11 protein-coding genes and 1 riboswitch are annotated in these 17,577 nt (G+C 69.6%); of the genes, 8 read left to right on the top strand and 3 right to left on the bottom strand.

Annotated elements, in window-relative coordinates; genetic code table 11:
* Window positions 1-47: 47 nt before the first annotated feature.
* The 5 genes from rpe to purH all read left to right on the top strand — a co-directional run bounded on the left by rpe (window position 48) and on the right by purH (window position 8,473).
* Window positions 48-707, top strand: coding sequence for a ribulose-phosphate 3-epimerase (rpe, locus tag AC07NX_RS07990; RefSeq protein WP_494640652.1), 660 nt, complete (start codon window positions 48-50; stop codon window positions 705-707).
* Between the two features lie 9 nt (window positions 708-716).
* Complete coding sequence (locus AC07NX_RS07985; protein WP_494640650.1) at window positions 717-2,480, top strand: heparinase II/III family protein; 1,764 nt, start codon at window positions 717-719, stop codon at window positions 2,478-2,480.
* A gap of 111 nt (window positions 2,481-2,591) precedes the next feature.
* Window positions 2,592-4,319, top strand: a complete 1,728-nt coding sequence (locus AC07NX_RS07980) for a PAS domain S-box protein (RefSeq protein ID WP_494640648.1) — start codon at window positions 2,592-2,594, stop codon at window positions 4,317-4,319.
* 520 nt (window positions 4,320-4,839) lie between these two features.
* The gene (locus AC07NX_RS07975) at window positions 4,840-6,657 is read left to right on the top strand and encodes a heparin lyase I family protein (protein WP_494640646.1); all 1,818 of its coding nucleotides are present in this window, start codon (window positions 4,840-4,842) and stop codon (window positions 6,655-6,657) included.
* A 117-nt stretch (window positions 6,658-6,774) separates the two neighbouring features.
* A riboswitch (ZMP/ZTP riboswitch) is annotated at window positions 6,775-6,855 on the top strand.
* Between the two features lie 28 nt (window positions 6,856-6,883).
* Window positions 6,884-8,473: a bifunctional phosphoribosylaminoimidazolecarboxamide formyltransferase/IMP cyclohydrolase gene (gene purH, locus AC07NX_RS07970; protein ID WP_494640644.1), complete on the top strand. Its 1,590-nt coding sequence runs from the start codon at window positions 6,884-6,886 to the stop codon at window positions 8,471-8,473.
* Between the two features lie 96 nt (window positions 8,474-8,569).
* Here the strand turns inward: purH and AC07NX_RS07965 are convergent, their stop codons facing one another.
* Window positions 8,570-9,178, bottom strand: coding sequence for an exopolysaccharide biosynthesis polyprenyl glycosylphosphotransferase (locus AC07NX_RS07965; RefSeq protein WP_494640642.1), 609 nt, complete (start codon window positions 9,176-9,178; stop codon window positions 8,570-8,572).
* 435 nt (window positions 9,179-9,613) lie between these two features.
* On the opposite strand from AC07NX_RS07965, the gene AC07NX_RS07960 reads away from it, so the two are divergent.
* The 3 genes from AC07NX_RS07960 to AC07NX_RS07950 all read left to right on the top strand — a co-directional run bounded on the left by AC07NX_RS07960 (window position 9,614) and on the right by AC07NX_RS07950 (window position 11,304).
* Window positions 9,614-10,402: a dienelactone hydrolase family protein gene (locus tag AC07NX_RS07960; protein ID WP_494640640.1), complete on the top strand. Its 789-nt coding sequence runs from the start codon at window positions 9,614-9,616 to the stop codon at window positions 10,400-10,402.
* A gap of 87 nt (window positions 10,403-10,489) precedes the next feature.
* Window positions 10,490-10,963, top strand: a complete 474-nt coding sequence (locus AC07NX_RS07955) for a hypothetical protein (RefSeq protein WP_494640638.1) — start codon at window positions 10,490-10,492, stop codon at window positions 10,961-10,963.
* Window positions 10,960-11,304 carry a hypothetical protein gene (locus AC07NX_RS07950; protein WP_494640636.1) on the top strand — a complete coding sequence of 115 codons (345 nt, stop codon included), beginning with the start codon at window positions 10,960-10,962 and terminating at the stop codon, window positions 11,302-11,304. The genes AC07NX_RS07955 and AC07NX_RS07950 overlap by 4 nt, the downstream gene beginning before the upstream one ends.
* Window positions 11,305-11,320: 16 nt before the next feature.
* On the opposite strand, the gene AC07NX_RS07945 is transcribed toward AC07NX_RS07950, so the two are convergent.
* Entirely contained in the window at window positions 11,321-12,553 is a 1,233-nt protein-coding gene (locus tag AC07NX_RS07945; protein WP_494640634.1) for a DUF418 domain-containing protein, read from the bottom strand.
* Between the two features lie 131 nt (window positions 12,554-12,684).
* A complete protein-coding gene (locus tag AC07NX_RS07940; protein WP_494640632.1) occupies window positions 12,685-17,535 on the bottom strand; it encodes an NAD-glutamate dehydrogenase in 4,851 nt (1,616 codons plus the stop codon).
* Window positions 17,536-17,577: the final 42 nt, after the last annotated feature.

Below are 17,577 nucleotides of genomic sequence, written 5' to 3'. Positions count from 1 at the left end.
CGACGGGCTCGCTTGTGGCGCGAGCCTTAGCCCGCTAAGCCATGGGCATGACCGCGCCGCTGATCGCCCCGTCCATCCTCGCCTCCGACTTCGCCAAGCTGGGCGAAGAGGTCGCCGCCATCGAGGCGGCGGGGGCCGACTGGGTGCATGTCGACGTGATGGACGGTCATTTCGTGCCCAACATCACGCTCGGCCCCGACATCGTCAAAGCCATCCGGCCGCACGCCAGCATCCCGTTCGACGTCCACCTGATGATCAGCCCGGCCGATCCGTACCTGGAAGCCTTCCGCGCCGCCGGGGCCGACCTGATCAGCATCCATCCGGAAGCCGGCCCGCACCTCCACCGCTCGCTCAAACGCATCCGCGAACTGGGGGCCAAGGCCGGGGTGGTGTTCAATCCCTCGACCTCGATCGACCATGTCGAATGGATCCTCGAGGACGTCGACCTGCTGCTGGTGATGTCGGTGAACCCCGGCTTCGGCGGCCAGAGCTTCATTCCCGGCCAGCTGCGCAAGGTCGAGGCGCTGCGGCGGATGGTCGACAAGGCCGGCGCGGACATCATCATCGAGGTCGACGGCGGCGTCACCCCGGTCACCGCCCCGCAATGCGCGGCGGCGGGGGCCACGGCCCTGGTCGCCGGCTCGGCGGTGTTCAAGGGCGGACCCGCCGCCTATGCCGACAATATCCGCGCCCTGAAGGGGGGCTGATCCAGCGGCATGGAGGGGGCTCCCGAGACAGGTTCCGCCCGCAAGTCCTCCGCCCTGGCCGGCGGGCCTAAAAGCCGTGGCCGCGGCAAGCGCACCAAGGGGGTGTTCCTGAAGGCGCTGGGCGTGGCGATCAAGGGCAATGTCGAGCGCGAGTGGTTCGGCTCGCCGCCGCATCGGGCCGCGATCAGCCGGCCGCGCCCCGTTGGCCTGGCCGCCCACCCGCACGACCCGCGCCCCGTCGATCCCGAGCGCGGCCGCCAGCTGCTGGAAGGCCTGATGGTGCTGGACGGCGGCGCCCTGCGACTGGGCGAGACCGGCGACCCCTTCGACCAGCCCAGCCCGACCCGCCAGTTCGCCATCGCCCTGCATGGCTTCGACTGGCTGCCGCACCTGCTGGCCGCCGGCCCCGGCTCCGCCCGCCTGGCCCTGCGCCTGCTGCAGGACTGGCGGCGGGTGTTCGGGACCTGGAACGTGTTCTCGTGGAGCGGCGAGCGCCTGGAGCGGCGCACCTTCCACCTGGCCTGCGCGGCCCGCGCCCTGTCGCCGGAGGCCTCCGACGCCGAGATCTCGGCCATGGCGCTGGACATCGCCCGCGGCGCGCGCCAGTTGCTCAAGGCCTCCGACGCCCCCGACCGCAAGCTTGAACGCGCCGTCGTCGCGGCCATCGCCGGCTGCGCCCTGACCGGCAAGGTCAGCGACCGGCTGATGGTCCAGGGCCTGAAGCGGGTGGCCGCCCTGCTGGACGCCACGGTCCTGCCCGACGGCGGCCACGCCAGCCGCTCGCCGCAGGCGGGGCTGGAGCTGCTGTTCGACCTGCTGACCCTCGACGACGCCCTGGGCCAGCGGGGCCGTCCCGCGCCCGAGGGCCTGGGCCAGGCCATAGACCGCCTGAGCGCGTCGGTGCGGTTCTTCACCCTGGCCGACGGCTGCCTGGCCGCCTTCCAGGGCGGCGAGGCGGTCGACGCCCGACGGATCGCGGCCGCCCTGGCCCATGACGACCCTGGCCTGCGCCCGCCCCAGACCGCCCCGCACGTCGGCTACCAGAAGATGCAGGGCGCCAGCATCCAGGTGATGGCCGACGCCGGCCCGCCGGCCGTCGGCGCGCTCAGCGTCGCCGCCTGCGCCCAGCCGGCCGCGGTCGAAATCGTCTTCGGCAAGGACCGACTGATCACCAGTTGCGGCTGGAGCCCCGAGGCGACCGGCGCCAACGCCTTCCGGCTCTCCGACGCCGCCTCGACCGTGTCGGTGGGCGACGGCTCGGCCGGCCGGCCGCTGTCCGGCTGGCGGGCCGAGGCCCTGGGCCCCTGGCTGATCGACGGGGCCACCGACGTGGAGATCAAGCGCCACGACGCCGACGCTGGCGTCTGGCTGGACATCGTCCACGACGGCTGGCGCCGCCTGGGCCTGACCCACGCCCGGCGCCTCTATCTCGACATCAAGGCCGACGAGCTGCGCGGCGAGGACAGCCTGGTTCCGATCGGCTCGGCCAATCCCGACGGTCCGCGCCGCTACCTGCCGTTCACGGTCACCTTCCACCTGCATCCCGACGCCCGCGCCTCGCTGGCCCGCGACGGCAAGAGCGTGCTGATCAAGGGGCCGTCCAATGTCGGCTGGTGGCTGCGCAACGACGCCGTCGACGTCAGCATCGCCCCCTCGGCCCATTTCGACCACGGCCATCCGCGGCGGGCCGGCGCCATCGTGCTCAAGAGCCAGGTGCGTCCCGAGAAGGGCGCCAAGATCCGCTGGAAGCTGGCCCGAGCAGCCGACCACTAGGATCGGCGCGGGCCTGCGACATTAGGCCCCACGCCTGCGTCCCGCGGCGGAATTCACAGCCCCGGGCTCGTCCTGTAGCTGTTTTCGATCGCGTCGGCGGAGGGAGGGCGGATGTCGAACCTCGTCGCGCTGCAACCCATCCTGCGAACCGCGATCGACCCCGTGGTGGTCATGGATCCCAAGGGCGTGATCCTCGACTGGAGCGCCCGCGCCGAAGCCGCCTTCGGCTGGCCGCGCGACGAGATCCTGGGCCGAGGCCTGATCGAGGTGCTGGCGCCGCTGCGCCACCAGGCGACCTACCGCCAGATCCTGGCCCGGCGCCTGGCCTCGCCCGAACCGCCGGTCGAGCGCCAGAAGTCCCAGCTGATGGCCGTGCGCAAGGACGGCGTCGAAATCCCCGTCGAGGTGTCGCTGGCCGCGTTCGGGGAAGCGGGCGCGACGGTGTTCCTGGGCTTCATCCGCGACGTCACCGACCGCGTCGAGGTCCACGACCAGCTGGCCGCCAGCGAGGCGCGGTTCCGCGCCGCCATCGGCGCGGTGGACGGCATCCTATGGACCAACGACGCTTCGGGGCGGATGGTCGGCGACCAGCCCGGCTGGTCCGCGCTGACCGGCCAGACCCCGGAGGAATACCAGGGCTTCGGCTGGGCCGCCGCGGTCCACCCCGACGACGCCGAGCCGACCCTCAAGGCCTGGAAGGTCGCCGTCGCCCAGGGCGGCCCCTATACTTTCGAGCATCGCGTGCGTCGCCACGACGGCGCCTGGCGCGACTTCGCGGTCCGCGCCGTCGCCGTCCTGGAGGCCGACGGCTCGATCCGCGAATGGATCGGCGTGCACACCGACATCACCAAGCGCAAGCGGGCCGAGGACCGCCTGCGCGAAGGCGAGGCCCGGTTCCGGGCCATGGCCGACTCGGCCCCCGCCCCGGTCTGGATGACCTCGGCCGAGGGCGGGATCACCTTCGCCAACGAGGCCTTCGCCGAGTTCGCCGGGATGGAGGCCGAGGCCCTGCTGGGCGACGCCTGGATCGGCCTGATCCATCCGGAGGATATCGCCGCGATCGGAGCCCGACGCGCGGCGGCCCGGGGCGCGCCCGAAGGCCCCCGCCCCTGGGGCTTCGAGGGCCGGTTCCGGTGCGGCGACGGCGGCTATCGCTGGATGGTCGCCAACGCCCGGCCGCAGATCGACGCCCGGGGCCAGTTCCAGGGCTATATCGGCATGGCCATGGACATGACCGAGACCAAGGCGGCCGAGGCCCGCCAGCGCCTGCTGATCAACGAGCTCAATCACCGGGTCAAGAACACCCTGGCCTCGATCCAGTCGATCGTCCGCCAGACCCTGCGGGCCGACGAGACGCCGGTGCGGGTGCGCGAGCGGCTGATCGAGCGGCTGCTGGCCATGTCGGCCGCCCACGACGTGCTGACCCGCGAGAGCTGGGAGGGGGCGGCGCTGGACGACATCGTCCGCCAGGGGGTGGCTCCGTTCGTCGACGACCGCGACCCAGGGCGGGTGAGCATCGGCGGCCCCAGCCTGCGGGTGGGCGCCAGCACGGCCCTCTCCCTGGCCCTGGCCGTGCACGAACTGGCCACCAACGCGGCCAAGTACGGCGCGCTGTCGACACCGGCCGGCAAGGTGGCCATAGCCTGGGAGCAGGCGGGCGACGACGGGGCGATCCTGACCTGGGCCGAGCGCGACGGCCCGCCGGTGACCCCTCCCGACCGCAAAGGCTTCGGGACCCGGCTGCTGGACCGCGGCCTGTCGGCCGATCTCGGCGGCCAGCCCAAGCTGGTGTTCGCCGCCGAGGGCGTGCGCGCCGTGCTGCCGGTCAAGCTGGCCTGAGGCGCCTCCCGATCGGCGCCGATCGCGCCTCGGAAGGCTCATATCGCCCTGAAGCCCAAGCCAGACGCCGATCTCCGCGCAAAATTATTGCTGCGGCGCAGCGCGTCGTTTCGCCACGCCGGCGCGATGGCCCCTGGAACGGCGCTCCTGCAATGGCCAAGCTTAGCAAGTGTCGGGGGACGCCAAGCCGCGCGGACACGACGCATCGACAAAAGCTTGTTCCAGATCTCGCCGATCGTTAACGCGCTCAACCACGCCGAACACGGCCACTCTGCGACCTTTAATACTCTGCGATTTTCACAAGTTAAAGCATAATTTCAAGAACAGTAACAATTATACCTTGTCGATCCAGGTCCAATTGGCTTTTATTTACTGAAAATTAATTTAACAAAACACCTTGATCACCAAACCAAGACCGCAATCCATCCGTCCATTATCTTATTAGGACTCTTTTATCCGAATTTCTTAAACGCGAATATAGGACGCTTGGCCATTTTCCCCGGGGTCGGGGAGCATGACCATGAATTCGGAAAACCAAGTCTATTACGTGCAGAATGTCGGCAACGGCTGGAACTACCAGGTGGCCAACGGCGTCTCGCGATTCGAAGTGCGGGCCGGCGACAACCTGGCGGGCGATGGCCCGACCAAGGAGCGGTCGGAGATCGCGAGCGCCGCGAAGATGCAGATCGGGCAGACGTACGAGATCAGCTTCAGCGTCATGGTCGAACCAGGCGCGAAGAACACCGCCGACTGGATGACCCTGGTGCAGCTGCAATCGACCTTCGACAAGGGCGAAGCCGGCCACAGCCCGGCGTTCGCCCTCGAGATGGTCGGCGAGAAGATGCGCGTCGTGACCCGCGATTCCAGCGCGGCCATCTCGACCGAAGCCGACATACGCTATGTCCGGCACTATACCGACAGCGCGGATATCGCCCGCGGCCAGTGGTACGATTTCAAGATCCAGATCAAGTTCGACCCCTTCGGGCAAGGCCACCTGGTGGTCTGGCGCAACGGCGTCGAGCTGGTCGACTTCCACGGCGCCCTCGGCTTCAACGACCTTGTCGGGGCCTATTTCAAGGAGGGGGTCTATCGGGAGACGTCTCCCGAGACCTTCGCGGCGAACTTCAAGGGCCTTTCCATCAAGACCGTCAGCGACACGGTCATTCCCCAGCCGTCGGCCAGCATCGGACTCGCCGACAGCGTCCTGGCCGCGCCGGCCGCAGCGCCGGTGACCCCGGTGACGCCCGCCGCGCCGATCCACGCCATCGTCTCGGGCACCGCCAACGCCGACACCCTGACGAGCGCCTCCAAGACCGACATCCTGCATGGCGACGCCGGCAACGATATCCTGATGGCCGTGAACGGCGCCTACGAGCTGGACGGCGGCGCGGGCGTCGACACGGTCTCGTTCAAGGGCCTGACCAGCGCCATGATCATCGACCTGGGCGTGACCAGCGCCCAGACCACGACGCTGGGTTCGATGACCTTCATCAACATCGAGAACCTGACGGGCGGGTCGGGCGCCGACAAGCTCACGGGCAACGACTTCGCCAACCTCCTCGACGGCGGTGCCGGCCATGACTTCCTCTACGGCAAGGCCGGGGACGACGTCCTGCACGGCGGTGCGGGCAACGATGCGCTCGACGGCGGCCTGGGCCGCGACACCGGCGACTGGTCGGACGTCACGACCGCCATCGTCGGCAACGAGGCGACCGGCGTGGTCAACACCGGCGACGGCTTCATCGACACGGTCAGCTCGATCGAGGTCTGGAAGCTGGGCAGCGGCTCCGACACCCTGGTGACCAAAAGCGCCAGCACCGTCTATGCGGGCGCCGGCGCCGACAACCTGTCGGACAGCGGGGCTCAGGCCAACAGCTTCTATGGCGAGGCGGGCGACGACCGCATCGACGGCATGGGCGGCAACGACTTCATCAGCGGCGGCGACGGCAATGACCGCCTGCTGGGCGGCAGCGGCGCCGACATCCTGGTCGGCGGCGCGGGCTCCGACACGATGGACGGCGGGTCCGGCAAGGACCTGTTCCAGTTCCTGGCCAAGACCGACCTGCCGATCGGCAAGTACGAGACCATCAACGCGTTCGAGTCCGGGATCGACAAGCTGGACTTCAGCGCCATCGACGCGGACGGCAAGGCCGCCAACGGCGACACCGCCTTCACCCTGGTGAGCCAGTTCCACGGGGTGGCGGGCGAACTGCTGGTCACGCACCCGGCGGGCGCGAACTACTACACCGTCCAGCTCGACAACAACCTCGACCACGTCGCCGACGCGACCTTGATCGTCTACGGGCCGACCCTGGTCGCCAGCGACTTCATCCTCTGAGGCCAGCCGGCGCGCCGGTCCTTTGGGGCCGGCGCGAGATCGGCGAAGGATTCGGCGGCGGGCGCGGCGGCGATCGACGGCCTGCATTGACTCCCCCGCCCGCCCCCGTATTTTCCGCGCCGTTCGCGTGACTGGCGCTAGTGATGGGCAACCATCGGGGAGCGCGGACCTCGATCGCCGCGCGCCTGGGCTCCGTTCCGTCGTCAACAGACCCGAGGAGTCCGCCGTGCCCGCCGCCCCCGACTATCCGTCCGCCCCCGATCTCGTCGCGCCCAAGCGGGCCCTGCTGTCGGTGTCCGACAAGACCGGCCTGGTCGAGGCCGCCCAGGTGCTGCACGCGGCCGGGGTCGAGCTGGTCTCGACCGGCGGCACCAAGGCGGCGATCGCCGCGGCCGGCGTCCCGGTCAAGGACGTCTCGGACCTGACCCAGTTCCCCGAGATGATGGACGGCCGGGTCAAGACCCTGCACCCGATCGTGCACGGCGGGCTGCTGGGCGTCCGCGACGCCCCCGAGCACGCCAAGGCCATGGCCGACCACGGCATCGGCGGCATCGATATCCTGTACGTGAACCTCTATCCGTTCGAGGCGACGGTCGCGAAGGGCGGGTCCTACGCCGAATGCGTCGAGAACATCGACATCGGCGGCCCGGCCATGATCCGCTCGGCGGCCAAGAACCACGGCTATGTCGCGGTCTGCACCGATCCTTCGGACCTGGCCGAGGTGCTGGAAGCCCTGAAGGCCGGCGGGACCACCCTGGCCCTGCGCCAGGCCCTGGCGGCCCGCGCCTACGCCCGCACGGCGGCCTATGACGCGGCGATCTCCACCTGGTTCGCCGCCCAGCTGGGCCAGGACTTCCCGGCCCGCAAGTCGATCGCCGGGACCTTGCGCCAGACCATGCGCTATGGCGAGAACCCTCACCAGAAGGCGGCCTTCTACACCTTCCCCAATCCGCGCCGCGGCGTGGCCACGGCCACCCAGCTGCAGGGCAAGGAACTCAGCTACAACAACATCAACGACACCGACGCGGCTTTCGAGCTGATCGCCGAGTTCGACCCGGCCCAGGGCCCGGCCGTGGCGATCATCAAGCACGCCAACCCCTGCGGCGTGGCCGTCGGCGCCACTCAGCGCCAGGCCTATGAGCGCGCCCTGGCCTGTGATCCGACCTCGGCCTTCGGGGGCATCGTGGCCGTGAACTCGCGCCTGACCCGCCAGGCGGCCGAGGCGATGGTCGAGATCTTCACCGAGGTGGTGATCGCCCCGGAAGCCGACGACGACGCGATCGCGGTGTTCGCCGCCAAGAAGAACCTGCGCCTGCTGGTCACCGGCGGCCTGCCGGACGCCCTCTCGGCTGGCGACACCTTCAAGTCGGTGGCCGGCGGCTTCCTGGTCCAGTCCCGCGACGACGCCAGGATCAAGGCCTCGGACCTGAAGATCGTCACTCAGCGTCAGCCCACGGACGAGGAGGTGCGCGACATGCTGTTCGCCTTCACCGTCGGCAAGCACGTCAAGTCCAACGCCATCGTCTACGCCCGCGCCGGCCAGACCCTGGGCGTCGGGGCCGGCCAGATGAACCGCAAGGACAGCGCCCGCATCGCGGCGCTGCGCGCCGCCGATTTCGGCCTGGATCTGCAGGGCTGCGCCTGCGCCTCGGAAGCCTTTTTCCCGTTCGCGGACGGCCTGATCCAGGCGGCGGAGGCCGGGGCCACGGCGATCATCCAGCCCGGCGGCTCGATGCGCGACCCCGAGGTGATCGAGGCCGCCGACAAGCTGGGCCTGACCATGGCGTTCACCGGCGTGCGGGTGTTCCGCCACTAAAGCATGTCCACCGGGCGGGGCTCGGGAAAGACTCAAACAAAAACCGCCCCGGAGCCAGGCTTCGGGGCGGCTTCTTTTGAAACAGGGCGGCGCTTCTCAGTAGGCCGTGCGCTGCAGCGGCACGACGACGGCGGTCGAGACCAGAATCCAAACATCCTTCAGGATCGACCAGCTCTCGATGTAGAGGTTGTCGAACCGGATGCGCTGCTCCATGTCGGCGACCGTTTCGGTTTCGCCACGGAAGCCCTTGACCTGCGACAGGCCGGTGATCCCCGGGCGGGTCCGGAAGCGCTTGTGGTAGTCGGGGATGTTGGAGCCGTAATACTCGTCGTGGGCCAGGGCGTGAGGGCGCGGTCCGACCAGCGACATGTCCCCTTTCAGCACGTTCAGGAGCTGCGGCAGCTCGTCGAGGCTGGAGCGGCGAAGGAAGCGTCCCACGCGGGTGACGCGACTGTCGTTGCGGGTGGCCTGCTTCACGACGTCGCCGTCGTCGGCGACCGTCATCGAACGAAACTTGTAGACGCGGAACGGCACGCCGTTCAGGCCCGTCCGTCTTTGCACGAACAGGACAGGCCCGCGGCTGTCCAACTTGACCGCCAGCGCGATCAGCAAAAGCGTCGGCGCCAGGAAGATCAGCAGGCCGAGCGAGCCGGCGATATCGAGAAAACGCTTCTGAAGGCTGTAGGCCGGGCCAGTGCGAGGCATGCTCGGCCGTTCCAAGCTAGTAATGGCGTACCCCTGTTCCATATCAGACCTCATCCGTCCTTCGTGCCGGGCCGATGGAATAGCGCCCTCGGAGTCATCCCTAGCAAGGGTCGCGCCAGTCAAGTTTCCAAGCTCAGCCATTTCGAACGGTGGCTTGTTCGAGAGCTTTGCTGAGATTGTCTCTTGGTCCACAATGAGATCCCCATTAACAATCCAGAAGCCATAAGGGAACACGCGAAAGCTGTTTTTTGCGATCTGGTTGTTCAAGCGACAGCAACGGCATGTTTTTTCGCCACAACGCCAGATCGTTTCGACACTCTTTTGTCGCTTCCCGACATGGATCAGATTCTTGAGACACCAACCTAGTGTCTCGAATTGGGCCATGCAGCCCCGTATTGAAAATTTCATGTCGCTCGCGACCCACGGGAGAATGTGATGCCGAGCGCCGCCATGACCTCCGCCGAATGGGGCGCCAGGGTCGCCGGCGCCTCGAAGGTCTTCAGGCCTTCGGGGCCGGGCCCCTTCCCCGTGGCGCTGATCCTGCACGGCTGCGGCGGCAAGACGCCGTTCCTGGAGACCTACGCCCGGGTCGCCGTCGAGGCCGGCTGGGCGGCCGTGGTGGTCGACAGCTTCGCGCCCCGCGGGATCTCGCCCCTGCGGGCCAAGCTGACGGTCTGCACGGGGACGACGCTACAGGGCCTCAGGCGATCGGGCGACATCTTCGCCATGCTGGCCTGGCTGGAGCGCCAGGCCTGGGCCGATCCCGATCGGGTGTTCCTGGCCGGCTGGAGCCATGGCGGCTGGGCGATCATGGACGGCTACGCGATCGGGCCGAACGCCGCCCACGCCACCGGGATCGTCGACGCCGATCCCCTGAAACTGCACACGCGGGTCAAGGCCGCCCTGCTCGTCTATCCGTACGCGGCCTATCCGTCCCTGACCTCCAGCCGGGGATGGGGCGCCGCGCTCGAGGGCGCCATGGGCCCCAAGGTGTTCTCCGTGGTCGGCGGCAAGGACCAGGTGGTGGGCTGGAAATATCCGCAACGCGCGCTCGAACGCCTGAGGCGCGACGGCCTGGCCGTGGACACCGCCTTCTATCCGGACGCCACCCACGCCTTCGATGACGACCGCGCCAACGATCCGCGCGCCCGATATCGGCCCGACCTGTTCGCCCGGACCCAGGACTATTTCGCCCAGGCCCTGGCCGTGGCGCGGGCGAGCTGAACTCGCCCTGCACGGGCGCCATTCCCGCTGAGATTGTGCCGTTTGAGATTGTATGCCAGGGTCGCGCCACCTAGCGGGAGGCCTTCCATGAAGCTGGCGCCGATCGCGCGAGCCCTGCTCGCCCTGACCCTCACCCTGCCCGCCGTGGCGCCGATCGCCTGCGCGCCCATGGCGCCGCTTCCCGATGCGTCCGCCCAGGTCAACGCCGCCAGCCTGAAGGCCCAGACCCTGTCGCTGCTGGACGTGGCCGGGGAGCCCTACGCCAATCACGCCGCCGAGGTCGCCGCCCTGACGGCCCGGATCGACGCGGCGGCCGCGGCGGCGGCGGTCGATCCGCTCAACACCTTCTCGGCGCGGCAATGGTCGGTGCTGCGCGATCCCGGCCGGGCGCTCTATGGCGGGACGATCGCCCTGTGGCGAAGCCAGGGCGCGCTGAGCCCCGCCTTCCGCGACCAGAAGAAGATCCAGATCGGACGGGCCTTCGACTACATCCTCTGCCTGGAGGCCAACAAGCGGCAAGCCACGTCCTGCGGCCAGATCGAGGAAGGCGGCGCGTCATGAGCCAGTTCGACGATTTCCTGGCCGCCGCCAGGGCCAACCTCTCGGTGCTGGGCCAGGACAGCTTCGAGGGCTATTCCGACCAGGTGAAGGCGATGGCCCAGACCGCCCTCGACAGGGCCAAGGCCAACCTGGCGCTCTGGACCGGCCAACTGGCGGCCGGCCAGTTGAGCCAGGCCGAGTTCCGGAACCTGGTCCAGGGCGAGACCGACCTGACCGAAATCGCCGGCTACACCGCCGCAGGGATCAGCCAGGCCGAGGCCCAGCGGCTGCGCGACGCGGTGACCCTGACCGTGATCAACACGGCGCTGGACACCTTCCTCAATTCCCGACCGCCCAGCTAGACGGCCTCCGCCCCCGTCAGGCGGCGACCGGCGCCGTCGGGCGTTCGCGGCGCAGGGGCATGGGACCGCGATAGGCCAGCCGCCACAGCCACTCCAGCGGCCCCATGGTGAAGCGCGCCATCCACCAGCGCGACCACAGGATCTGCAGCAGCCAGATCACCGCGACCGCGGCGGCCAGGAACGGCCGATCGACCTTGCCGTACAGCCCCGGACCGCGGCCGCCGTACAGCAGCGTCGTCATCAGGATCGACTGGGTCAGGTAGTTGGTGAAGGCCATCTGGCCCACCGGCGCCAGCACGGCCGGGATCGCCCTCCAGACCCGGGCCCGCGTCGCCAGCACCATCAGGCCCACATAGGCCAGGCTGACCACGGGGGCCGTGGCGCTCTGCAGCCAGCGGGCCATGGCCCGCGGCGCCCAGGGATGGGTCGGCAGCACGGCGTAGAGCGTCTCGGCCATGCCGACGATGACCAGGGCCCCGAGGCCCGCGCCGATCAGACCTTGATAGACGCTGGTCGACGCCTTGCCCGACAGGACGCCCAGCTTGTAGAGCCCCATGCCGATCAGCATCAGCGATAGCACCAGCAGCGGCCAGGTCTGGGGCCAGTGGGTGAAGGACTCGAACACGTAGTCCCAATAGTCCCTGGCGTTCTGGACGAACGATTGGGCGAAGCTTCCGGCGTACTGGAGGCTGTCGGCATGGACCTGGCCCAGGAACTTGGCCATGGCGGCCGGCGGCGGGTCGCCGCCGCCCTCGGCCGCATGCTTGAGCAGGCTCCAGCCGCCCCAGGCCGAAAGCGCCAGATGCAGGCCGATCCCCGCCTGCAGCAGGCGCTTGGCCGGCCAGGAGCGCGCCCACATGGCCAGCAGGCCGACGATCGCATAGGTGTTGAGCACGTCGCCCTGCCAGATGACCAGGCCGTGGAACAGGCCGATCGCCAGCAGGCTGACCAGGCGCAGGACCAGGATCCTGCGCCGTTCCCTGGAGTCGGCCCCGTCGCCGCCCTCCCCGCCGACCAGCAGGACCGAGACGCCGAACAGCATGGCGAACATCGAATAGAACTTCTGCTGGAAGAACACCTGGGTGACCCACCACACCGCCACCGAGGCCGGGGCCATGCCCAGCGGCCACAGGGTCAGGCTGGTGGCCACCGCGTGCGGCTCGGCCGAGATCGGGATGTTGCAGAGCAGGATGCCCAGCACCGCCAGACCCCGCAGGGAGTCCAGCAGAACGATACGATCCTTGCCCATCCAACGCCCCCGAACACCAAGCTCACGCCGACCACGGCGATCCTGGACCGCCCGGGAAGTCGAGACAACCCTGAGATGTCGCTCGGGCGGCGGGGACATACCACGGTGGCATATCCCTGCTCGGCGCGCGCCTAAGAGGCCGTCGCCAGGCCCCGCAGGGCCGCGTTGGCGATCGTCAGCTTGGCGAAGGTCCAGCCGCCGCCGGCCTGTTCGACGTCCTCGACCGTGCGCCTGGCGGCGCGGACGCCTTCGGCGCGCAGGGCCGCCCACGAGCTGACCGCCGCCTTGGCCGAGGCCTCGTCGTCGCCGGCCTGGGCGTTGGCCACGAACTTCAGCACCGCCTGGGTGATGGCCGTCTGCTCGCCGAGCATGTCCTCGATCAGGCGGCGGACGGCCAGGCGTTCGAAGGCGTCGCCGCCCACGAACGAACCCGCCGCCGAGCGCAGGCGATCGAAGCCGAAGGCCGCGCCCACCTGGTGATAGAGGCGGGCCACGTTCTGCACCGACCAGCTGGAGGCGTTGCCCAGGTCCACCAGGTCGGCCGCCGTGGTCATCGGCTGCAGGGCCGCCACGGCGTGGGCCAGGGCCTCCGGCGCGCCGTCCGCGACATAGGCCTTGGTCCGCTTGGCGACCGCCTTCTGCTCGAACGGCGACAGGATCGCGGATCCCAGGGCCGACAGCGCCTTGACCGACGGCCCATAGGCCTCGACCAGCGCCCCGACGGCGGACTTGTCCTTGAAAGCCCGGCGGGCCAGCCAGAAGGTCAGGCTGCGCAAGGCGTAGGCCAGGGCCTTGTACAGGGCCAGCTGGCCGCCGGCCGAGGCCCTGCCGTCCAAGGCCGAGACCTGGTCCCACAGGGCGTCGATCCCGAGGATCTCCCGCGCGGCGGCGAAGGCGATGACCAGGGCCGTGGTGTCGCAGGCCGCGGCGGCCCGCAGGCGGCTCGGGAAGGTCGGGCCGCACATGTTGATCATCTGGTTGTCCAGCACCGTGGCGATGATCTCGCGCTTCAGGCGGTGCTGCTGCATGGCGTCGCCGTACTGGCCCAGGGCCGGCGGGAAGTAGCCCCTCAGCGTCGCCTCGAACCAGGGATCGTCCGGCGCCTGCGAGGCGACGATGTCGTCGAACAGGTCGATCTTGCCATAGGCCAGCAGCACGGCCATTTCCGGCCGGGTCAGGCCCTTGCCGGCCTTGGCGCGGTCGGCCAGGGCCGCCGCTTCCGGCAGGCCCTCGACCTTGCGATCCAGCCGGCCCTTGGCCTCCAGCTCGGCCATGAACCGAGCGTGGGACTCGACCTCGGAGACCGCATCGCTTTCCATCAGCGACAGGGCCAGGGTCTGGTCGTAGTTGTCGGACAGCACATGGCCGGCCACGTCGTCGGTCATGGTCGGCAGAAGCCGGTTGCGGGCCTCGCGGGTCAGGACGCCGCCCCGCTCCAGAATCCCGGTCAGGATCTTGATATTGACCTCGTGGTCGGAGCTGTCGACGCCGGCCGAGTTGTCGATGGCGTCGGTGTTCAGGCGTCCTCCGGCTTGGGCGAACTCGATCCGCCCCGCCTGGGTCAGGCCCAGATTCGCCCCCTCCCCCACCACCTTGACCCGCAGGTCGGCGCCGTTGACGCGAATGGCGTCGTTGGCCTTGTCGCCAGCCTCGGCCTGGCTCTCGCCCCGGGCCTTCACATAGGTGCCGATGCCGCCGAGATAGAGCAGCTCGGCCTTCGACTTGAGGATCGCGGTCAGCAGCTCGGCCGGGGTCACCGTCTCGGCCTTGATCTCGAACAGGGCCCGGACTTCCGGCGACAGGGGGATGGATTTCAGCGAGCGGGCGAAGACCCCGCCGCCCTTGGAGATCAGGCTCTTGTCGTAGTCGTCCCAGGACGAGCGCGGCAGCTTGAACATCCGGTCGCGCTCGGCCCACGAGATCGCCGGATCCGGATCGGGATCCAGGAAGATGTGACGATGGTCGAAGGCGGCCAGCAGACGGGTCTGCCTGGACAGCAGCATGCCGTTGCCGAACACGTCGCCGCTCATGTCGCCGACGCCCACGGCGGTGAACGGTTCGGCCTGGATGTCCTTGCCCAGTTCGCGGAAGTGGCGCTTGACCGCCTCCCAGGCGCCGCGGGCGGTGATGCCCATCACCTTGTGATCGTAGCCGACCGAGCCGCCCGAGGCGAAGGCGTCGCCCAGCCAGAAGCCGTAGTCCTCGGCCACGCCGTTGGCGATGTCGGAGAAGGTGGCCGTGCCCTTGTCGGCGGCGACGACCAGATAGGGATCCTCGCCGTCATGGACGACCACCCCGGCCGACGGCACGATCCTGTTGTCGGCGTCGATGTTGTCGGTGATGTCCAGCAGGCCCGACAGGAAGGTCTTGTAGGCCCGGATCGCCTCGGCCTGGATGGCGTCGCGATCGCCGCCGCGCGGCAGGGCCTTCGGATAGAAGCCGCCCTTGGAGCCGACCGGCACGATGACCGCGTTCTTGACCTGCTGGGCCTTGACCAGGCCCAGCACCTCGGTGCGGAAGTCGTCGCGGCGGTCGGACCAGCGCAAGCCCCCCCGGGCCACGGGGCCGAAGCGCAGGTGCACGCCCTCGACGTGCGGGGCCGAGACGTAGATCTCGCGATAGGGCTTGGGGGCCGGCAGGTCCTCCAGCTCGCGCGAGGCGATCTTGTAGCTGATATAGGGCTTGGGCTCGCCGTCGGGACCGACCTGGAAGAAGTTGGTCCGCTGGATGGCGCCAATCAGGGCGGCGATGCGGCGCAGGACGCGGTCGGCGTCCAGGCTCTCGACCGCCTGCAGGGCCTCGCCGATGCTGGCCTCGACGGCCTTGGCCTGTTCCGCCCGCGCGGCCAGGTCGGCGCGCACGGCCGGATCGAACTTGATGCGGAACAGGTCGAGGATCAGGCGGGTGACGCCGGGATTGTCCGACAGGGCCTGCTCCTGCACGCCCTGGCTGGGATCCAGGCCGGTCTGCTGGCGATAGCGGGCCAGGGCGCGGACCAGGGCGGCCTCGCGCCAGCCGACGCCCAGCTCCAGCACCAGGCGGTTGAAGCCGTCGCTCTCGGCGCGGCCCGTCCAGATGGCGACGAAAGCGGCTTCGAAGGCGGTCTTGATGTCGCCGAACGACAGATGCTCGCCGCGCTCGTCGCGCAGGGTGAACTCGTGGACCCAGACCTTGGCGTGGGCCCCCTGGGTCGGCGCCAGCTTGAACCCGTCCTCGATCAGGGCCTTCAGGCCCATGTGCTCGAGGATCGGCAGGACGTCGGCCAGGGGCGCCGCGGCGCCGGGCCGATAGAGCTTGAAGCGGAAGGTCAGCTTGTCGTCGTCGGCCAGGCGGAAGGCGCGGACCCGCACCTGTTCGTCCGCCCCCAGGTCGTCGACCACGGCCAGGTCGGCCAGGGCCTCGGCGGCGTCGTACTGGTCGCGATAGCCGGGCGGGAAGGCGCCCTGCCAGCGGGCCAGGGTCTCGGCGACCCGGCCGGGCGCCCCGCCGTCGCGCACGGCGGCCTCGAAGCGGTCATCCCAGGTGCGGGCCGTCTCGGCGACGGCGGCCTCCAGCGTCGCCAGGTCCGGCTCGCCGTGCCTGCCGGGCGTCACGCCCAGCACATAGTGCACGCGCGCCAGGGGGGCGTCCGAGAAGCTGGGATAGTAGGCGCTGACGCGGCCCTGATAGGCCTCGGCCAGGATCCGGCCGGCCCGCTCGCGCACGCCGCTGTCATAGCGCTCGCGCGGCACGAACATCAGCACCGAGATGAAGCGGTCGAACGGATCCTTGCGGGCGAACAGCCGCACGCGGGGACGGTCGTAGAGGTGCAGCACCCCCATGGCCATCGACAGCAGCTCGTCCTCGGAGATCTGGAACAGCTCGTCGCGGGGCCAGGTCTCCAGGATATTGCGCAGGCGCTTGCCGCTGTGGCCCTCGGGATCCTTGCCGGCCTCCGTGAGCACGTGCTCGACCTTGCGGCGGATCACCGGCACCTCGTGGGCGGGGGTCTCGTAGGCCTCGGCGGTGAACAGGCCCACGAATCGGACCTCGCCCGACGGCCTGCCGTCGGCGCCGTAGCGGCGCACCCCGACATAGTCCATGTAGCCGCGCCGATGGACCTTGGAGCGCAGGTTCGACTTGGCCACCACCAGGGGCGCGCCCAGCAGCAGGTGGTCACGGACCTGGGGCGACAGGATCGCCGGCTCGCTGCCCCGGCGCAGGACGGTCAGGGTCTGGTCGCGCAGCACGCCCAAGCTGCCCTCGGGCTGATACAGCGGCTCCTCGGCCGCGTAGCCGCCCTCGGCCGTGCGGGGATAGTCGTAGACCCGGGCGCCCAGGAACACGAAGCGGTCGCCCTCCAGCCAGTCGAGGAAGGCCAGGCCCTCTTCGCGCTCGCCCTCGGGAATCGGCGCCTTGGAGGCGCGCAGCTCGGCGATCGAGCGGCGGATCAGGGCCTTCATGGCGTCGAAGTCGTCGACCGCCACCTGGACGTCGGCCAGGGCGTCGCGGACGGCCTCGACCAGGGCCGCCTCGCGGTCCTCGCCCACGGGAGCCAGATAGACCTGGATCATCGAGCGCCGGCCGGCCCCCTCGCCCAAGTCCGGGGTGTCGATCACCGGGTGGAACATGGCCCGCACCGAGAAGCCGTGCTCGGCGATGGCGCCCATGATGCTGTCGACCAGGAACGGGCGGTCGGGCTGGACGATCTCCAGCAGGTCGCTCTTCAGGTCGGTCCCGTCGGCGCGGACGGCGGGGCGGACGCGGATCGAAAGGGGCGTGGATTCGGTTTCGCCGAACCGCCAGAAGTCGACCAGGGCGTGGGCGACATCGGCCGGATCGAAGTCCGGCAGTTCCTCGGCCGACCAGTCTTCCTGGGCCTGGGCGGCGAACTGGACCTGCGGCGCGGTCAGCGTCGCCTGTCCCAGGGCCGCGCCGAAGGCCGAAATCAGACCGTCCGGTTGAACGGCGGCCGCCTTGGGGTCAAGTTTTGCACCGACCATGGGATTTCCTCGCGAATTTTTGGCGACAACCTAGCCTTTCCC

Source organism: Caulobacter sp. GW821-FHT09A05, from assembly GCF_059418465.1.
Note: the sequence above shows the minus strand (reverse complement) of the source record. Positions and strands in the feature narration are given on the sequence as shown.

Excerpts from the sequence above, each read along its gene's own strand:
- AC07NX_RS07960 (WP_494640640.1), top strand. The coding sequence starts at position 9,614 with ATGCCGAGCGCCGCCATGACCTCCGCCGAATGGGGCGCCAGGGTCGCC.
- AC07NX_RS07975 (WP_494640646.1), top strand. The coding sequence starts at position 4,840 with ATGAATTCGGAAAACCAAGTCTATTACGTGCAGAATGTCGGCAACGGC.
- rpe (WP_494640652.1), top strand. The coding sequence starts at position 48 with ATGACCGCGCCGCTGATCGCCCCGTCCATCCTCGCCTCCGACTTCGCC.
- AC07NX_RS07965 (WP_494640642.1), bottom strand. The coding sequence starts at position 9,178 with ATGCCTCGCACTGGCCCGGCCTACAGCCTTCAGAAGCGTTTTCTCGAT.
- AC07NX_RS07980 (WP_494640648.1), top strand. The coding sequence starts at position 2,592 with ATGTCGAACCTCGTCGCGCTGCAACCCATCCTGCGAACCGCGATCGAC.
- AC07NX_RS07940 (WP_494640632.1), bottom strand. The coding sequence starts at position 17,535 with ATGGTCGGTGCAAAACTTGACCCCAAGGCGGCCGCCGTTCAACCGGAC.
- AC07NX_RS07955 (WP_494640638.1), top strand. The coding sequence starts at position 10,490 with ATGAAGCTGGCGCCGATCGCGCGAGCCCTGCTCGCCCTGACCCTCACC.
- AC07NX_RS07950 (WP_494640636.1), top strand. The coding sequence starts at position 10,960 with ATGAGCCAGTTCGACGATTTCCTGGCCGCCGCCAGGGCCAACCTCTCG.
- AC07NX_RS07985 (WP_494640650.1), top strand. The coding sequence starts at position 717 with ATGGAGGGGGCTCCCGAGACAGGTTCCGCCCGCAAGTCCTCCGCCCTG.
- AC07NX_RS07945 (WP_494640634.1), bottom strand. The coding sequence starts at position 12,553 with ATGGGCAAGGATCGTATCGTTCTGCTGGACTCCCTGCGGGGTCTGGCG.